The sequence below is a fragment of the Streptomyces sp. NRRL S-340 genome (assembly GCF_000720185.1).
Classification (GTDB): Bacteria; Actinomycetota; Actinomycetes; order Streptomycetales; family Streptomycetaceae; genus Streptomyces.
On the sequence record NZ_JOIY01000017.1, the window covers coordinates 114424 to 129466 of the forward strand.

At 74.1% G+C, this 15043-nt stretch carries 12 protein-coding genes, 2 tRNA genes and 1 pseudogene; 11 read left to right on the plus strand and 4 right to left on the minus strand.

From position 1 onward, the window contains the following. Nucleotides 1-293: 293 nt before the first annotated feature. Nucleotides 294-803, minus strand: a complete 510-nt coding sequence (locus IG64_RS15825) for an SSI family serine proteinase inhibitor (RefSeq protein WP_078884030.1) — start codon at nt 801-803, stop codon at nt 294-296. A 196-nt stretch (nt 804-999) separates the two neighbouring features. Between IG64_RS15825 and IG64_RS15830 the strand changes: the two genes are divergently transcribed. The 10 genes from IG64_RS15830 (at nt 1000) to IG64_RS15875 (ending at nt 12838) form a co-directional block, all read left to right on the plus strand. After that, a tRNA-Ser gene (locus IG64_RS15830) sits at nt 1000-1090 on the plus strand. A gap of 211 nt (nt 1091-1301) precedes the next feature. Beyond that, nucleotides 1302-1374, plus strand: a tRNA-Arg gene (locus IG64_RS15835). Between the two features lie 347 nt (nt 1375-1721). Beyond that, nucleotides 1722-2678, plus strand: a complete 957-nt coding sequence (locus IG64_RS15840) for a DUF2797 domain-containing protein (protein ID WP_037856419.1) — start codon at nt 1722-1724, stop codon at nt 2676-2678. Nucleotides 2679-2805: 127 nt separating this feature from the next. After that, nucleotides 2806-3729, plus strand: coding sequence for an amidohydrolase family protein (locus tag IG64_RS15845; RefSeq protein WP_051812959.1), 924 nt, complete (start codon nt 2806-2808; stop codon nt 3727-3729). Between the two features lie 175 nt (nt 3730-3904). Beyond that, entirely contained in the window at nt 3905-4645 is a 741-nt protein-coding gene (locus IG64_RS15850) for a response regulator transcription factor (protein WP_037856424.1), read from the plus strand. After that, nucleotides 4642-6351 (plus strand): sensor histidine kinase, encoded by a 1710-nt coding sequence (locus IG64_RS15855; RefSeq protein WP_037856382.1) that lies wholly within the window; start codon nt 4642-4644, stop codon nt 6349-6351. Before IG64_RS15850 ends, IG64_RS15855 begins: the two co-directional genes overlap by 4 nt. A 14-nt stretch (nt 6352-6365) precedes the next feature. Then, a complete protein-coding gene (locus IG64_RS15860; protein ID WP_234438524.1) occupies nt 6366-7910 on the plus strand; it encodes a bifunctional glycosyltransferase family 2/GtrA family protein in 1545 nt (514 codons plus the stop codon). After that, nucleotides 7907-10240, plus strand: coding sequence for a glycosyltransferase family 39 protein (locus tag IG64_RS15865; RefSeq protein ID WP_037856383.1), 2334 nt, complete (start codon nt 7907-7909; stop codon nt 10238-10240). Before IG64_RS15860 ends, IG64_RS15865 begins: the two co-directional genes overlap by 4 nt. A gap of 168 nt (nt 10241-10408) precedes the next feature. Further along, the gene (locus IG64_RS15870) at nt 10409-12037 is read left to right on the plus strand and encodes an MFS transporter (protein ID WP_078884031.1); all 1629 of its coding nucleotides are present in this window, start codon (nt 10409-10411) and stop codon (nt 12035-12037) included. A gap of 36 nt (nt 12038-12073) precedes the next feature. Then, entirely contained in the window at nt 12074-12838 is a 765-nt protein-coding gene (locus tag IG64_RS15875; protein ID WP_037856384.1) for a TetR/AcrR family transcriptional regulator, read from the plus strand. 10 nt (nt 12839-12848) lie between these two features. Here the strand turns inward: IG64_RS15875 and IG64_RS15880 are convergent, their stop codons facing one another. Together IG64_RS15880 and IG64_RS15885 are read right to left on the minus strand one after the other, a co-directional pair. Continuing rightward, complete coding sequence (locus IG64_RS15880) at nt 12849-13322, minus strand: PPOX class F420-dependent oxidoreductase (protein ID WP_037856385.1); 474 nt, start codon at nt 13320-13322, stop codon at nt 12849-12851. 159 nt (nt 13323-13481) lie between these two features. Beyond that, on the minus strand, nt 13482-13835 hold the full coding sequence (locus IG64_RS15885; protein ID WP_037856386.1) for an STAS domain-containing protein: 354 nt from the start codon (nt 13833-13835) through the stop codon (nt 13482-13484). Nucleotides 13836-14084: 249 nt separating this feature from the next. On the opposite strand from IG64_RS15885, the gene IG64_RS15890 reads away from it, so the two are divergent. Continuing rightward, nucleotides 14085-14822 (plus strand): GAF and ANTAR domain-containing protein, encoded by a 738-nt coding sequence (locus IG64_RS15890; protein WP_051812961.1) that lies wholly within the window; start codon nt 14085-14087, stop codon nt 14820-14822. Between the two features lie 40 nt (nt 14823-14862). Here IG64_RS15890 and IG64_RS15895 read toward each other — a convergent pair. Beyond that, a pseudogene (locus IG64_RS15895) lies at nt 14863-15043 on the minus strand (hypothetical protein); the annotation flags it as partial.

Genomic DNA, 15043 nt, shown 5'->3' on the forward strand with positions numbered 1-15043 from the left:
GAACCTGTGACCGTACGGTTCCGCTTCGCACGACCTCCGCACGACCTTTACGGAGTCCCGAACTCCCCTTTACGACCTCCGGAGGCCACCGGACCACGCCCTCCGGATCTCCGGGCACCACGCCCTCCGGATCTCCGGGCACCACGCCCTCCGGATCTCCGGCGAGCAGGCCGCGAGGCGGCGGGGACCCCGGCCCCGGACGCCGGAGACTACGGCACGGCGAGGCCGACGCCTACGACGCCGGACGTCCGCACACCCGTCCCCGGTACTGCGGGGGCCGTACCCGCCGTACGTCAGGAACCGAGGTCGGGCAGCACCGGCACGAGCCGGTTCCACCGCTCGATCGCGCAGCCGTCGCGGCGGTCGTACGTCGTGTCTACCGGGCGTCCCGCCCAGATCCCGGTGACGCGGGCGGTGGCCGGGCCGCCGTACTGCAGGGTGCACGTGCTGCCGTCCGGCACGGGCGCGAAGGTGTCCCGGCCCCAGCGCGTGTTCCGGTCCAGCGCCCGGCAGGCGCTCCGCACGTGCGGGTGGCTGCCGCCGCCGGGGTGGCAGTACAGCTCGTACGTCCCGTCCCTGCCGTCACCCGCGTGCCGCACGGTGACGGTGAGGTGATCGCCGGCCCGGTCCTCGTCGCGGACGGGCGGGGGCGCGCCGGGCAGGGCGCCGGCGGGCACGGCGGACAGGGCCGCGAAGGCGAGAGCGGCCGCGACGGTGACGACGGAGGCGGAGCCGCCGGGGAGGAAGCGTCGCGGTGAGCGCTGTCGGGAGCGCCCCGGGGAAGAAGAGCTGACCTGCACCATGCCCGGACTAACGCGCCGCCCGCCGGGACGTTGCGCCCCGGCCGCCTCGCGCACCCCCCGGCCGTGGCGGCACCCCGGCAAGCACTTTGCCCTCGGCCCCGACTGCCTAGTACCGTAGGGGGCGATTGGTGACACCCCGCTCGTCTGTGTCATCATCTGCACGCACCGATCGCGCGCTCGCGTGAGCGGTTGTGCTGGAGGCGTCGCCTAGTCCGGTCTATGGCGCCGCACTGCTAATGCGGTTTGGGCCTTAAAGCCCATCGAGGGTTCAAATCCCTCCGCCTCCGCGCAAGAGCACCGAAGCCCCGGTCCGATGGACCGGGGCTTCGTCGTTCCCGCGGCCGCTCCCTTTGCCCTCCGCCCTCCCCGGATGACGTTTGCCCAGGTCACAACGGGTGGGGGGAACGGATTTCACATGACGGCGGCAGTCATGTAATGTTCTTCCTGTCGCCGCGAGCGGGCCGAAAGGGCCGGGAGCGAAGACAGAAAACAGAACAAGCACTCGTAGCTTAACGGATAGAGCATCTGACTACGGATCAGAAGGTTGCAGGTTCGAATCCTGCCGAGTGCACACAGATGAGAGGCCCCGGAGAGATCCGGGGCCTCTTGCGTTGTTGTGGGCGCACGGTGGGGCCGTGGTTCTCATGTCTGCCGGATGTGCGGGAGTTCGCAGGAGCGGGGGCCGGGGATGTGGGTGCGGGGCGGCCGGGCGGCGGGGTCGAGGAGGCCGGTGGCGTAGGCGCGGGCCTCCAGGGCGGTGCCGGTCCGGGCCGCGAGGCGGCTCGTGACGGGCGCCTGCCGCGCGCCGGACGGTACGACGGCGCCGGGGTGCCCGCGTGGGAGGCCGGCCGTCGCGGTGAGGGCACGGCACCGGGCGCGGCCGGCCGTTGTCAGTGGTGGCTCGTACGCTCGTGGGTGATGGATCGGGTGTGGACGTGCTCGGGGCTGCGGTGGTCGGGGGACGGCCCTGTGCTGGCCTGGCAGGGCGGGCGTTCGAGCGCGCTGCCGTGGGGGAAGCGGGTGGCCTTCGAGGTCGCGGAAGGGGGAGTGCGGACGTGCGTGGGGGCGCGGGGACACGCGTGTCCGGTACGGGCCGCCGTGCCGGGGCGGAGCACGGGGGCGCGCTGCGAGCAGTGCGCGCGGCTGGACCGGGCGCACTCCGTGGCCGCCGACACGATCGCGGACGACCCCCGGCCGTACCACGTGTACCTGGCGTGGTTCGGCCCCGGCATGACCAAGGCCGGGATCACCGCGGTCGAGCGCGGACCGGCACGGCTGCTCGAACAGGGTGCGATCTGCTTCAGCTGGCTGGGCACCGGACCGCTCATGGCGGCCCGCCGGACCGAGGAACTGCTGCGCGCCGCGCTCGGGGTCCCGGACCGGATCCCCTACGCCGCGAAGCGGGCCGTGCGGTCCGCGCTGCCCTCGGACGCGGCGGAGCGGGCGGCCGAGATCAGGGAGCTGCACGGGCGGGCCGGTGCGCTCCCCGGCTGGCCGGAGTCGCTGGAGCGGATGCCGTTCGGACCGGTGGATCACGTCGGCGTGTTCGGGCTCGACGGGAGGGCCTTCGGCGGTGGACCCCTCGGCGGGGAGGCGCCCGGGAAAAGGGTGCCCGGCCCCGTCGCAGAGGTGAGCGAACTGGTCGCGGGCGGGGTGGTGAGCGGTGCGCTGGTCGCCGCCGCCGGGCCGGACCTGCACCTGGCGGCGGGGGGCGGGGTCGTCGTCCTCGACACGCGGCTGATGACCGGCTGGGAGCTGCGTCCGGTCCCGGGCGGCGCGGACGGCGAGCGCGGCGGGGGCGACCGGCTCACCGTGCCGGTGCGGCGCCCGGGGCCGGAGAGGGGAGCGGCAGGGGTACAGGACGGCCTGTTCTGAGTCCGGGCGGTGACCGGGCGGCCTCCGCCGCGCCCCGGGGCAGGGAGCGTCTGCCGCCCCCGCCCCGGCGGCGGAACCGGGCGCCGGGGGGTGGACGTAAGGCGCCCGCGGGGTGATCGTGGGCGGCATGAACGATCAGCCACGGCCCGCGTCCGCCACCGCCCCGGCGGCGGGCGAGGAGGCGGCCGGAGTGCGGCGGTTCCTGGAGCGGAACGGGCTGCCCGGGCTCGTCGACGTGCACACGCACTTCATGCCCGAGCGGGTGCTGCGCAAGGTCTGGGACTACTTCGACGGGCTGGGCCCGCTCACCGGCGGGCTGGAGTGGCCCATCACCTACCGCGAGGAGGAGCACCACCGCGTCGCGCGGCTGCGGGAGTTCGGCGTGCGGGCCTTCACCGCCATGCTCTACCCGCACAAGCCCGGCATGGCCGAGTGGCTGAACGGCTGGGCGGCCGGCTTCGCCCGCCGTACGCCCGACTGCCTGCACACCTCGACGCTCTTCCCGGAGGAGGGTGTGCACGCCTATGTCGGGGAGGCCGTCGAGGCGGGCGCGCGGGTCTTCAAGGCGCACGTCCAGGTCGGGGCGTACGACCCCGCCGACGAACTCCTCGACCCCGCCTGGGGGCTGCTGGCCGAGGCGGGCGTCCCCGTGGTGATCCACTGCGGGTCGGGACCCGCGCCCGGCAAGCACACCGGGCCCGGCCCGGTCGGCCGCGTGCTCGCCCGGCACCCCCGGCTGCGGCTGGTCGTCGCGCACCTGGGCATGCCGGAGTACGAGGACTTCCTCGGCCTCGCCGAGCGGTACGCCGAGGTGCGGCTGGACACGACCATGGCGTTCACCGACTTCAGCGAGGGCTTCGCCCCGTTCCCCCGCCGTGCCCTGCCCCGGCTGGCCGCCCTCGGCGACCGGGTCCTGCTCGGCTCGGACTTCCCCAACATCCCCTATCCCTACGTCGAGCAGCTGCACGCCCTGGAACGCCTCGGCCTGGGCGCCGGCTGGCTGCGGGCCGTCTGCCACGACAACGGAGCACGGCTCTTCGGCCTGGAGTGACACCGCCGCGGGTGCCGTCCGGTGCTGTGGCCGGAAAGGTCTGCCGGAGGCCGCGAGCCGGTGAACCCTCCCGGTCACGGCACCGGGCCTTTCCTGAGCGGCGCCTGTGCGTTTCTCAGGGAAAACACAGATGCGTGAAAGCGTGTTCTCAGAGGGTGTCGCCAGGGTGGCCGTCATGACCACGACTTCGCCCCAGGGGCGCACCGAACTGCTGAGGCCGGACGGTAGCCCCGTCCGGGTGCTGGTGGTGGACGACGAGCTGTCGATCACCGAGCTGCTGTCCATGGCCCTGCGCTACGAGGGCTGGCAGATCCGCAGTGCGGGGGACGGGGTCGGTGCCCTGCAGACCGCGCGCGACTTCCGGCCCGACGCCGTCGTCCTCGACATGATGCTGCCCGACATGGACGGGCTCACCGTCCTGGGGCGGCTGCGCCGCGACCTGCCCGACGTGCCCGTCCTCTTCCTGACCGCCAAGGACGCCGTCGAGGACCGCATCGCCGGGCTCACCGCCGGCGGGGACGACTACGTGACCAAGCCGTTCAGCCTGGAGGAGGTCGTCGCGCGGCTGCGCGGGCTGATCCGCCGCTCGGGCGCCACCGACCGGCGCTCGGAGTCCGTCCTCGTCGTCGGTGACCTCACCCTCGACGAGGACAGCCACGAGGTCTCGCGCGGCGGGGACGACATCCACCTCACCGCCACCGAGTTCGAGCTGCTGCGCTTCCTCATGCGCAACCCGCGGCGGGTGCTGAGCAAGGCGCAGATCCTGGACCGCGTGTGGTCGTACGACTTCGGCGGGCAGGCCAACGTCGTCGAGCTGTACATCTCCTACCTGCGCCGCAAGATCGACGCGGGCCGCGAGCCGATGATCCACACCCGGCGCGGCGCCGGGTACCTGATCAAGCCCGCGGTGTCGTGAGCGGGCGGCGACGGCCGCGTGCGCGCAGGCGCGGACGGCAGCCGCGCACCCTGCGCACGCGGCTCGTCGTCGCGTCCGTGGTCCTGATCGCCGTGGTCTGCGCGGTGATCGCCACGGTGACGACCCTGGCGCTGCGCTCCCATCTGTACGAGCAACTGGACGGACAGCTCGACGAGGTCGCCGCACGGGCGTCCGGCGTGTTCCACCCGCCGGGCCGGCCGGGCACGTCGTGGGACCCCGGCCGGCAGGGCCGCGAGCCGGCCCCCAAGGACATCAGCCTCACCGACTTCGTCAGGGGCCCGCAGCCGGGCGGCACCGTCGTCGCGAAGACCGCGAACGGCTCCCTCACCGAGGGCGTGGTCGGCGACAAGACCAAGGACGACGCCGGTGTCCCGCAGGTGCGGGCCAAGTCCCTCACCGCGGCCCAGCGCGACGCGCTCGCTTCCGTCTCCCGGGACCGGAGCAAGCACACCGCCGCCCTCCCCGGCCTGGGCGGCTACCGCGTCGCCTACGCAACCGGCCCCAACGGCACCTTCTACGTGGCCATACCGACGCGCGAGGTCGACAACACCGTCAGCACCCTCGTCCTCGTCGAGATCAGCGTCACCGTCGCCGGTCTCGTCGCGGCCTCGCTGGCCGGAGCCGCCATCGTCGGGGTCGCCCTGCGCCCGCTGCGCAGGGTCGCCGCCACCGCCACCCGGGTCTCCGAACTCCCCCTGCACGCGGGCGAGGTGAACCTGAGCGAACGCGTACCGGGACCGGAGACCGACGCGCGCACCGAGGTCGGCCAGGTGGGCCTGGCCCTCAACCGCATGCTCGACCACATCCACGGCGCGTTGCACGCACGCCAGCAGAGCGAGACGCGGGTACGGCGGTTCGTCGCGGACGCCAGTCACGAACTGCGCACTCCGCTCGCCTCGATCCGCGGGTACGCCGAACTCACCCGCCGGGGCCGGGAGCGGATCGGCCCGGACACCCGGCACGCCCTGGACCGCATCGAGTCCGAGGCCGGCCGGATGACGCTGCTGGTGGAGGATCTGCTGCTGCTCGCCCGGCTGGACGCGGGCCGGCCGCTGCAGTTCGAGCAGACCGATCTCGTACCGCTGGTCGTGGACACGGTCAGCGACGCGCGGGCGGCCGGGCGGAACCACAAGTGGCGCCTCGACCTGCCCGACGAACCCGCCCTGGTGTCCGCGGACGCGGCACGGCTCCAGCAGGTCCTGGTCAACCTGCTGGCCAACGCCCGCACGCACACACCGCCCGGGACCACCGTGACCGCGCGGGTGCGGCGGCACGGGCCGTGGCTGTGCGTGGACGTCGAGGACGACGGGCAGGGCATCCCGCCGCAGTTGCTGCCGCACGTCTTCGAGCGGTTCGCGCGCGGTGACTCGGCGCGCACGCGCGCCACCGGCTCGACCGGACTCGGGCTGGCCATCGTGCAGGCCGTGGCCGCCGCGCACGGCGGCACCGTCACCGTGGACAGCGCGCCCGGCCGGACCGTCTTCACGGTGCGCCTGCCCGCCCACCGGCCGGCCGCCGTGGCACGGCCGGCGGCCGCGCTCCCCCGGCCCCAGGGCCGGCCGGCGTCCCCTTCCCCGCCCCGGCCGCCGTCCTGCCCGCCCTCCTCCACCGGCCGCGAACCCGCTCCGGGCCCGTACTCACAGGCACAGCACAGTGTCACCACACCGGTGCGACAGGGGGGTTGAGAAGAGTCGCCGTCATGCGAACCGACTCTTCTCCCGGTACCCTCCCGGCTCGGGAGCACCTCCCCGCCACGGACGCCGGTACGCCTGTCCTGGACGTAGTGATCCCCGTCTACAACGAGGAGAAGGACCTCCGGCCCTGTGTGCTCCGCCTGCACGAGCACCTCACCCGCACCTTCCCGTACGCCTTCCGCATCACCGTCGCCGACAACGCCTCCACCGACAGCACCCCCCGGGTGGCGGCGGGGCTGGCCGCGGAACTGGCCGGGGTCAGCAGTGTCCGGCTCGAACAGAAGGGCCGCGGCCGCGCGCTGCGGGCCGTGTGGTCGGCCTCCGAGGCGCCGGTCCTCGCCTACATGGACGTGGACCTGTCCACCGGGCTCAACGCGCTGCTGCCGCTGGTGGCGCCGCTGATCTCCGGCCACTCCGACCTGGCCATCGGCTCGCGGCTCGCCCGCAGTTCACGGGTGGTGCGCGGCGCCAAGCGCGAGTTCATCTCCCGCTCCTACAACCTGATCCTGCGCGGCTCGCTCCAGGCCCGCTTCTCCGACGCGCAGTGCGGCTTCAAGGCGATACGCCGGGACGTCGCCCAGGAGCTGCTGCCGCTGGTGGAGGACACCGGGTGGTTCTTCGACACCGAGATGCTCGTGCTCGCCGAACGGGCCGGTCTGCGCATCCACGAGGTACCGGTCGACTGGGTCGACGACCCCGACTCCACGGTGCACATCGTCAGGACGGCGGCCGAGGACCTGAAGGGCGTGTGGCGGATCGGCAAGGCCCTCGCCACCGGTTCGCTGCCGCTGGACCGGCTCACCCGGCCCTTCGGGGACGACCCGCGCGACCGTGACATCCAGGACGTGCCCGGGGGACTGGCCAGGCAACTGGTCGGGTTCTGCGTCGTCGGCGTCCTGTCCACACTCTTCTACCTGCTGCTCTACAGCCTCTTCCGGCAGTTCGCCGGCTCCCAGACCGCCAACGCGCTCGCTCTGCTGGTCTCGGCGGTCGCCAACACCGCGGCCAACCGGCGGCTGACCTTCGGCGTGCGCGGGCCGGGCGGCGCGGTGCGCCACCAGGCGCAGGGCCTGGTCGTCTTCGCCATCGGTCTCGCACTGACCAGCGGCTCCCTGGCCGCCCTGAACGCGGCCACCAGCTCGCCCGCGCACTCCACCGAGCTGGCGGTCCTGGTGGCGGCCAACCTCGCGGCGACCGTCCTGCGCTTCCTGCTCTTCCGCGCCTGGGTGTTCCCCGACCGGCGCGACACGCCCGCGGGCACGCCTGCCGGCACCCCCGCGCACACGCCTGCCGGATCCCCGGCCCCTGTGCCCGCCGGCGCAGCCGCCGGTCCGTCCGAGCGGCCGCTCCCGGTGCCCGCGCACCCGGACCCGCAGCGGGCACCGCGCCCCCCGGCGCGGCCGCAGCCACCGCTCCCGCAGCGGCCCCCACAAGCACAAGCACAAGCACATGCGCAGCCGCACCCGCCAGCGCAACCGCACCCGCCCGCGCATCCGCACGCGGGCGCGCACCCGGCCTCGTACGACACCGACCCGAAGGACCCCCGATGACCACCGAACACGACCGCGGCAGCAGGCAGGCGGGCACGGGACCGTCCTCCTGGGGCCCGCCCCCGGCCGCACCCCCCGCCGAGTCCCCCGCCGCGCCCGCGCCCGCACCGCCTGGCACGCTCCCGGCAGCACCCCCGGCCGCCGCCCTCACGACGGCCGGGTCCCCCGCCCCACCGGCCGGCACCGACGGCAGCGCACCCGGCGCCGGGCCGCGGCAGCCCTTGGCGCGCCGCCTGTGGCGGGGCAGGCCGCAGGACCCCCGCTGGGCCCGCCCCGCCCTGCTCGCCCTGCTGCTCGCCACCGCCCTGCTCTACCTCTACGACCTCAGCGCCTCCGGGTACGCCAACTCCTTCTACTCGGCGGCCGTGCAGGCGGGCAGCGTCTCCTGGAAGGCGTTCTTCTTCGGTTCGCTGGACGCGGGCAACGCCATCACCGTGGACAAGCCGCCCGCCGCGCTGTGGCCGATGGCGCTGTCGGTGCGGCTGTTCGGGCTCGGTCCGTGGGCGATCCTCGTCCCCGAAGTGCTGATGGGCGTGGGCACGGTCGCCGTGGTCCACGCCTGCGTGCGCCGCCGGTCCGGCCCCGCGGCCGGACTGATCGCGGGCGCGGTGCTCGCGCTCACCCCGGTGGCGGCGCTGATGTTCCGCTTCAACAACCCGGACGCGCTGCTCGCGCTGCTGATGGCGCTCACCGTGCACTTCGTGGTCCGCGCCCTGGAGGACGGGCGGACCAAGTGGCTGGTCTGGGCGGGCGTCGCGGTCGGCTTCGCCTTCCTGACCAAGACGCTCCAGGCCTTCCTGATCCTGCCCCCGCTGGCCGTCGTCTACGGGGTCTGCGCGCCCGTGGCGCTGCGCAGGCGGCTGGCGCAGCTCGCGCTCGCGACGGTGGCGATCGTCGTCTCCGGCGGCTGGTGGGTGGCGATCGTGGAGCTGTGGCCCGCCTCCTCCCGGCCCTACATCGGCGGCTCGCAGAACAACAGCTTCCTGGAGCTGACCTTCGGTTACAACGGCCTCGGCCGGATCAACGGGGACGAGACCGGCAGCGTCGGCGGCGGTGGCGGACCGGGCGGAGGCCGGGGAGGCCAGTGGGGCGAGACCGGCTGGGACCGGCTGTTCAACTCCGAGATCGGCGGCCAGATCTCCTGGCTGCTGCCGGCCGCGCTGATCCTGCTGCTCGCCGGTCTCGTCCTGGCCGGCCGGGCCCGGCGCACCGACCTCACCCGTGGCGCCTTGCTGGCCTGGGGCGGCTCGCTGCTGACGACCGCGGCTGTCTTCAGTTACATGGCGGGCATCTTCCACCAGTACTACACGGTCGCCCTCGCGCCCTGCATCGCCGCCGTGGTGGGCATGGGCGCGACCGCCCTGTGGCGGGAGCGGTCCAGGCTCTGGGTCCGGATCGCCCTGGCGGCGGCCGTCACGGTGACCGCCGCGTGGGGGTACGTCCTGCTCCACCGCACGCCCTCCTACCTGCCCTGGCTCAGGTGGCTGGTCCTGGTCGGCGGCCTGGCCGCGGCCCTCGGTCTGGTCTTCGTGTCCCGGATCGGCAGGTGGCCGGCCGTCGCCGTGGCGGCCGCGGGCGTGCTGGCCTGCCTCGCCGGCCCGACGGCGTACACGCTGAGCACGGTGGACTCGGCGCACACCGGTTCCATCCCGACCGCAGGCCCGGCGGGCGCGGGCATGCGGGGCTTCGGGGGCCGGGGCGGCGGCCCCGGCGGCGGTGGCGGCATGCGCGGCGGCTTCGGCGGCGGCATGCCGGGGCAGAACCAGCAGAACGGCCGGGGCGGCCAGAACCAGCAGAACGGCAACGGGAACGGCAACGGCTTCCCCGGTGGCGGTACCGGCGGTTTCCCCGGCGGAGGCGGCATGCCCGGCCAGAACGGCCAGAACGGCCAGAACGGCAACGGCTTCCCCGGTGGCGCCGGGGCGGGCGAAGGCGGGCGTGCGGGTGGCGGCATGGGCGGCCTGCTCGACGGGGCGCAGGTCTCCTCGGCGGCCAGGGAACTGCTGGAGAAGAACGCCTCCGCGTACACCTGGGCCGCCGCGTCCATCGGCTCGCAGAACGCGGCCAGCTACCAACTGGCCACCGGTGACCCGGTGATGGCGATCGGCGGCTTCAACGGCACCGACCCGTCCCCGACCCTGGCCCAGTTCCAGCGGTACGTGACCGAGGGCAGGATCCACTACTTCATCGCCGGTGGCGGCATGGGCGGGGGCAGGGGCGGCAGCGGCACCGCCTCCCAGATCACCTCGTGGGTCGAGAAGAACTTCAAGAAGGTCACGGCCGGTTCGGCCACCTTCTACGACCTGACCCAGCGGACCAGCACCGGCTGACGTCCGTCCGGAGCGCCGCGGGAGTGTCCGGAGCGCTGTGCCGGAGAGTGATCCGCGGGAGCACGAGGAGAGCAGGGGCGGTGGCCGGAGAGCGGCCGCCGCCCCTGCCGGCGTACCCGGCCGGAATGTGCTTGTACAGCGTATGGGAAAAGTTCTACGCTGTATGGCATGACAACCGCCTCCCCGGCCCACCCCGGGTCCCCGACTCGGCCGCAGCCCCAGGGTCACCCCCAGCGCTGGCTGATCCTGGGCGTCATCTGTCTCGCGCAGCTCACCGTGCTGCTCGACAACACCGTGCTGAACGTGGCGATCCCCTCGCTCACCCGCGAACTGCACGCGGCGACCTCCGACATCCAGTGGATGATCAACGCGTACTCGCTCGTGCAGTCGGGACTGCTGCTGACGGCGGGCAGCGCTGCCGACCGCTACGGCCGCAAGAAGATGCTGATCGCCGGTCTGGCCCTGTTCGGCATCGGCTCGCTGGCCGCCGGACTCGCCCACTCCACCGCTCAGCTGATCGCCGCCCGCGCGGGCATGGGCGTCGGCGGCGCGCTGCTGCTGACCACCACGCTCGCCGTCGTGATGCAGATCTTCACGCCGGACGAGCACCCCAAGGCCATCGGCATCTGGAGCGCGGTCAGCGCCCTGGGCTTCGCCACCGGCCCCCTGATCGGCGGGTTCATGCTCGACCACTTCTGGTGGGGTGCGATCTTCCTGGTCAACCTGCCGGTCGCGGTGCTGGCCCTGGCCGCGGTCGTCGCCCTCGTCCCGGAGTCCAGGAGCCCGCGGGGCGACCGTCCCGACCTGCTCGGCGCGCTGCTGTCCACGGTCGGCATGGCCGCCCTGGTCTACGCGATCATCTCCGGCCCGGCGCACGGCTGGACGTCGGCGCGGGTGCTGGTGACCGCGGCCGCGGCGGTCGTGGTGCTGGCCGCCTTCGCGCTCTACGAGAGCCGGATCCCGTACCCCATGCTCGACATGCACTTCTTCCGGGACCGCCGCTTCACGGGGGCGGTCTCCGGGGCGGTGCTGATCGCCTTCGGCATGGGCGGGTCGCTGTTCCTGCTCACCCAGCACCTGCAGTTCGTCCTCGGCTACGGCCCGCTGGAGGCCGGCCTGCGCACCGCGCCCCTCGCCCTCACGGTCGTGGTCCTCAACTTCTCGGGCCTCGCGGCGAAGGGCACGGTGAAGCTCGGGACGCCGGTGTCGATCCTGCTCGGCATGGTGCTGCTGTCCGGCGGCCTGGTGTCGATCGCCACCCTCGCCGGGCACGGGTACGCCGGGACGCTCCTGGGTCTGCTGCTCATCGGCGCCGGCACCGCCGTCGCCGGTCCGGCCATGGCGCACGCCATCATGAGCGCGATCCCGCCGGCCAAGGCGGGGGTCGGCGCGGGGGTCAACGGCACGCTGGCGGAGTTCGGCAACGGGCTGGGCGTGGCCGTGCTGGGGGCGGTGCTCACCTCGCGCTTCGCGGCGCTGGTCCCGGTGGCCGCGACCTCCCTGCCCGCGGCGCTGGCCTCGGCGCGCGGTCCGGCCGAGAGGGACAGGGTCCTGGACGCCTACTCGTCGGGGCTGTCGGCCAGCCAGCTCGTCGGGGCGGTCGCGGTGCTGCTCGGCGGCCTGCTGGCCGCGGCGTTGCTGCGCCGGGCCGAGCGGGCAGACTCGCAGGTAACGGCCGCCCCGGCCGGCACAGCGGGGTCCGGGACCGGCGGAACCGTGCCGGCGGCCGGGGCGCCGGGGGCCGCCGGGAACACCGGGGACAGCGGGCCCGTCGGAGACGTCAAGGACACGCTCTAGCATGACCGGCGTCGGGAAGACTGAGGAAGGTGCGCCATGGTGAAGGCAGCCGGGGCCAAGGGCGCGGCCCGGACCAGTGTCTGGCTGGCGGGCAAGGAACGCCGGGGCGGACGCGGGGGCGGGCAGCCGTCCGGTCTCGACCGGGACCGGATCACCGAGGCCACGGTGCGGCTGCTGGACGCGGAGGGGCTGGCCAGGTTCTCCATGCGCCGGCTCGCCGCCGAGCTGAACGTCACCGCGATGTCCGTCTACTGGTACGTCGACACCAAGGACGACCTCCTCGAACTCGCCCTCGACGCCGCCTACGCCGAATTCCCGCTGCCCGAGCCGGACGCGGACACCGACTGGCGCGAGCAGCTGCGCGGGCTCGCCGCCGCCTACCGCGCCCAGCTGGTGCGCCACCCCTGGCTGTCCCCGCTGGCCGGCCGCTACCTCAACATCGGTCCGAACCACCTGGCCTTCTCGCAGACGGTGCAGCGCGTCATCCGCCGCGCGGGGCTGCCCGCGCACCGGGTGACGAGCGCCATCTCGGCCGTCTTCCAGTTCGTCTACGGGTACGGCACGATCGAGGGCCAGTTCCTGTCCCGGATCGCGGACAGCGGCCTGAGCCCGGACGACTACTACGGGCAGGCGATGCGCTCGGCGCTGGAGCACGAGCCGGCCGCCGACTTCCTCCGGCAGTCCAAGGAGATCATGGACGCCCGCGGCGGTGCCACGGTCGCCGAGATGCTCGACCGCGACTTCACCTTCGCCCTGGACCTGCTGATCGCGGGCATCGAGGCCATGGTCGCCCGGGGCTGAGCGCGGCCCGCTACCGCTCCCCGGGCGCCAGGCGCGCCGGGAACCCGCCGGTGGCGACCGGCCCCCACCGCTGCGGCGTGACGCGGATGATCGACTTCCCCTGGTCGGCCATCGCCTGCCGGTACTCGTCCCAGTCGGGGTGCTCGCCGGCGATGTTGCGGTAGTACTCCACGAGCGGTTCCACGGACTCCGGGGCGTCGATGACCTCGGCCGTGCCGTCGATCTGCACCCACGGCCCGTTCCACTCGTCGCTGAGCACGACGAGGCTCACCCGCGGGTCCCGCTTGGCGTTGCGGGTCTTGGCCCGCTCCGGGTAGGTGGAGACGACGATCCGCCCCGAGTCGTCCACCCCGCAGGTCAGCGGGGAGGCCTGCGGGCCGCCGTCGGCGCGCCGGGTCAGCAGCAGGGCGCGGTGGCGGGGGCGTACGAAGTCCAGGAGTTCCTCGCGCGAGACGCGGGTGTTGGTCGCGATGCTGGGTGCCATACGGGCAGCCTAGGCGCCGCGGGAGGCCGGCGGCGCTGCGGCGGGTGTCCCCGTCGTGCCCGCCACCGGGCGGCTCACCCGGCCCGCGCCCGCGCCGCGCCCCGAGTCACCCCGCCCGGCCTCGCTCCGTACGGCCCCACCCGCACGGCGTCGCCCCGCTCACAGCCGCAGCGCCTGCTCGGCGTCGTCGTACACGGGCACGTCCCGGCGCACGCCGGTCACCTCAAGGACACGGCTGGGGATGCCGTACGGGAGGGCCGCGACCCGGAGCCGGATGCGCGGGGACAGCCGGCCCCGCACGTCGAGCACGAGACGGGCGCCCTGGGAGTCCATGAAGCCGGTGTGCGTGAGGTCCAGGACCAGCAGGCGCAGCCGTGCGGCGCGGGCGGCCGCGAAGGAGAGCACGCGGGCGCACAGCGCGGGGGCGTTGGACAGGTCGATCTCCGGCGGCAGGACGAGCAGCGCGCGGGCAGGCGTGTCACGCACCCGGCACGGGCTCGGGAAGTGGGTCATGGCAACTCACCTGCAAGTAGGCGGACATCCGTCCGGTCCGGGCCGGTCCGCGAGGCGGACGCCGGGCGGGGCCGCTTCCTGACCCGTCGTCCTCCATTCCACCACCGCCGGGCGCCCGTTCCCAGAGGCCGGGGCCGGGCGTCCCCAGGCGTAAGACACCTGGAAGGACGAGATAAGGTTCTGTTCGTCCTGTGCTCGCAGTCGGGAATGTGCTGCGGAGCTCTCCTGCGCATGGCCGTGGTGCCGTGCATGCCGAAGAGGTTCGTGGTGCCTGCGTCCGACTTTTCTGATTTGCCCCTTTTTCCGGGGGACATCGAGCTGCCCGAAGCCCTGACGGTGGCGGCTCAGCGACTGCACGACACGGACAGCGCTCACAACACCATGCGCGCCGCCGTCCGGCTCGCCGTGCACCTGCTGCCGGGCGCCGAGCACGCGGACATCGCGGTGACCGAGCGCGGCGGAGCGCGCCGGACCGTCGCCTGGAGCGACGACGTAGTACGCGAGGTCGGCGCCCCGCACGGCGACGGCCGCGAGCCCACCCCGGAGCCGGCGCCGTACTGGGACGGACTGTGGCACGCGCCGGTGGTGCGGGTGACCGACAGCGAGACCGAGGACGGCTGCGCGGCCCTGGCCGGCGCGGGCCTGCGCTCGGCGCTCGCGCTGCGGCTGCGCGCCGAGAAGCGGCGGCTCACCGTGCTCACCGCCTACTCCGGAAAGCCGCGCGCCTTCGACGAGGCGGCGACCCGCGTGGGCCGGCTGTTCACCGCGCACGTGAGCCTGGCCCTGGACTCGGCGACCGTGCGCGAGCAGCTCACCGAGGCCATGCGCACCCGCGACCTGATCGGCCAGGCCACCGGCATCCTCATGGAACGCCTGGACATCGACGCGGCGGAGGCCTTCGACAGCCTCGTGCGCGCCTCGCAGCGGGAGAACGTCAAGCTGCGCGACCTGGCCCGCCGCATCGTCGACACGAAGAACGCCACGTGAGGACGGGCGGCGGGACCGGACCGCGGGACGCCGGCGGCCGTCAGACCGCGGGCAGCGACTCGCCCTGGACGGCCTGGATGTCGAGTTCGACCTTCAGGGTGGTGCCGATGGCGGCGATGCCCGCCTGGAGGACCTGGTTGTAGTTCATCGCGAAGTCCTCGCGGCGCAGTTCGGTGGTGGCGCGGAAGGCGGCGCGGGTGCCGCCCCAGGGGTCGGCTCCG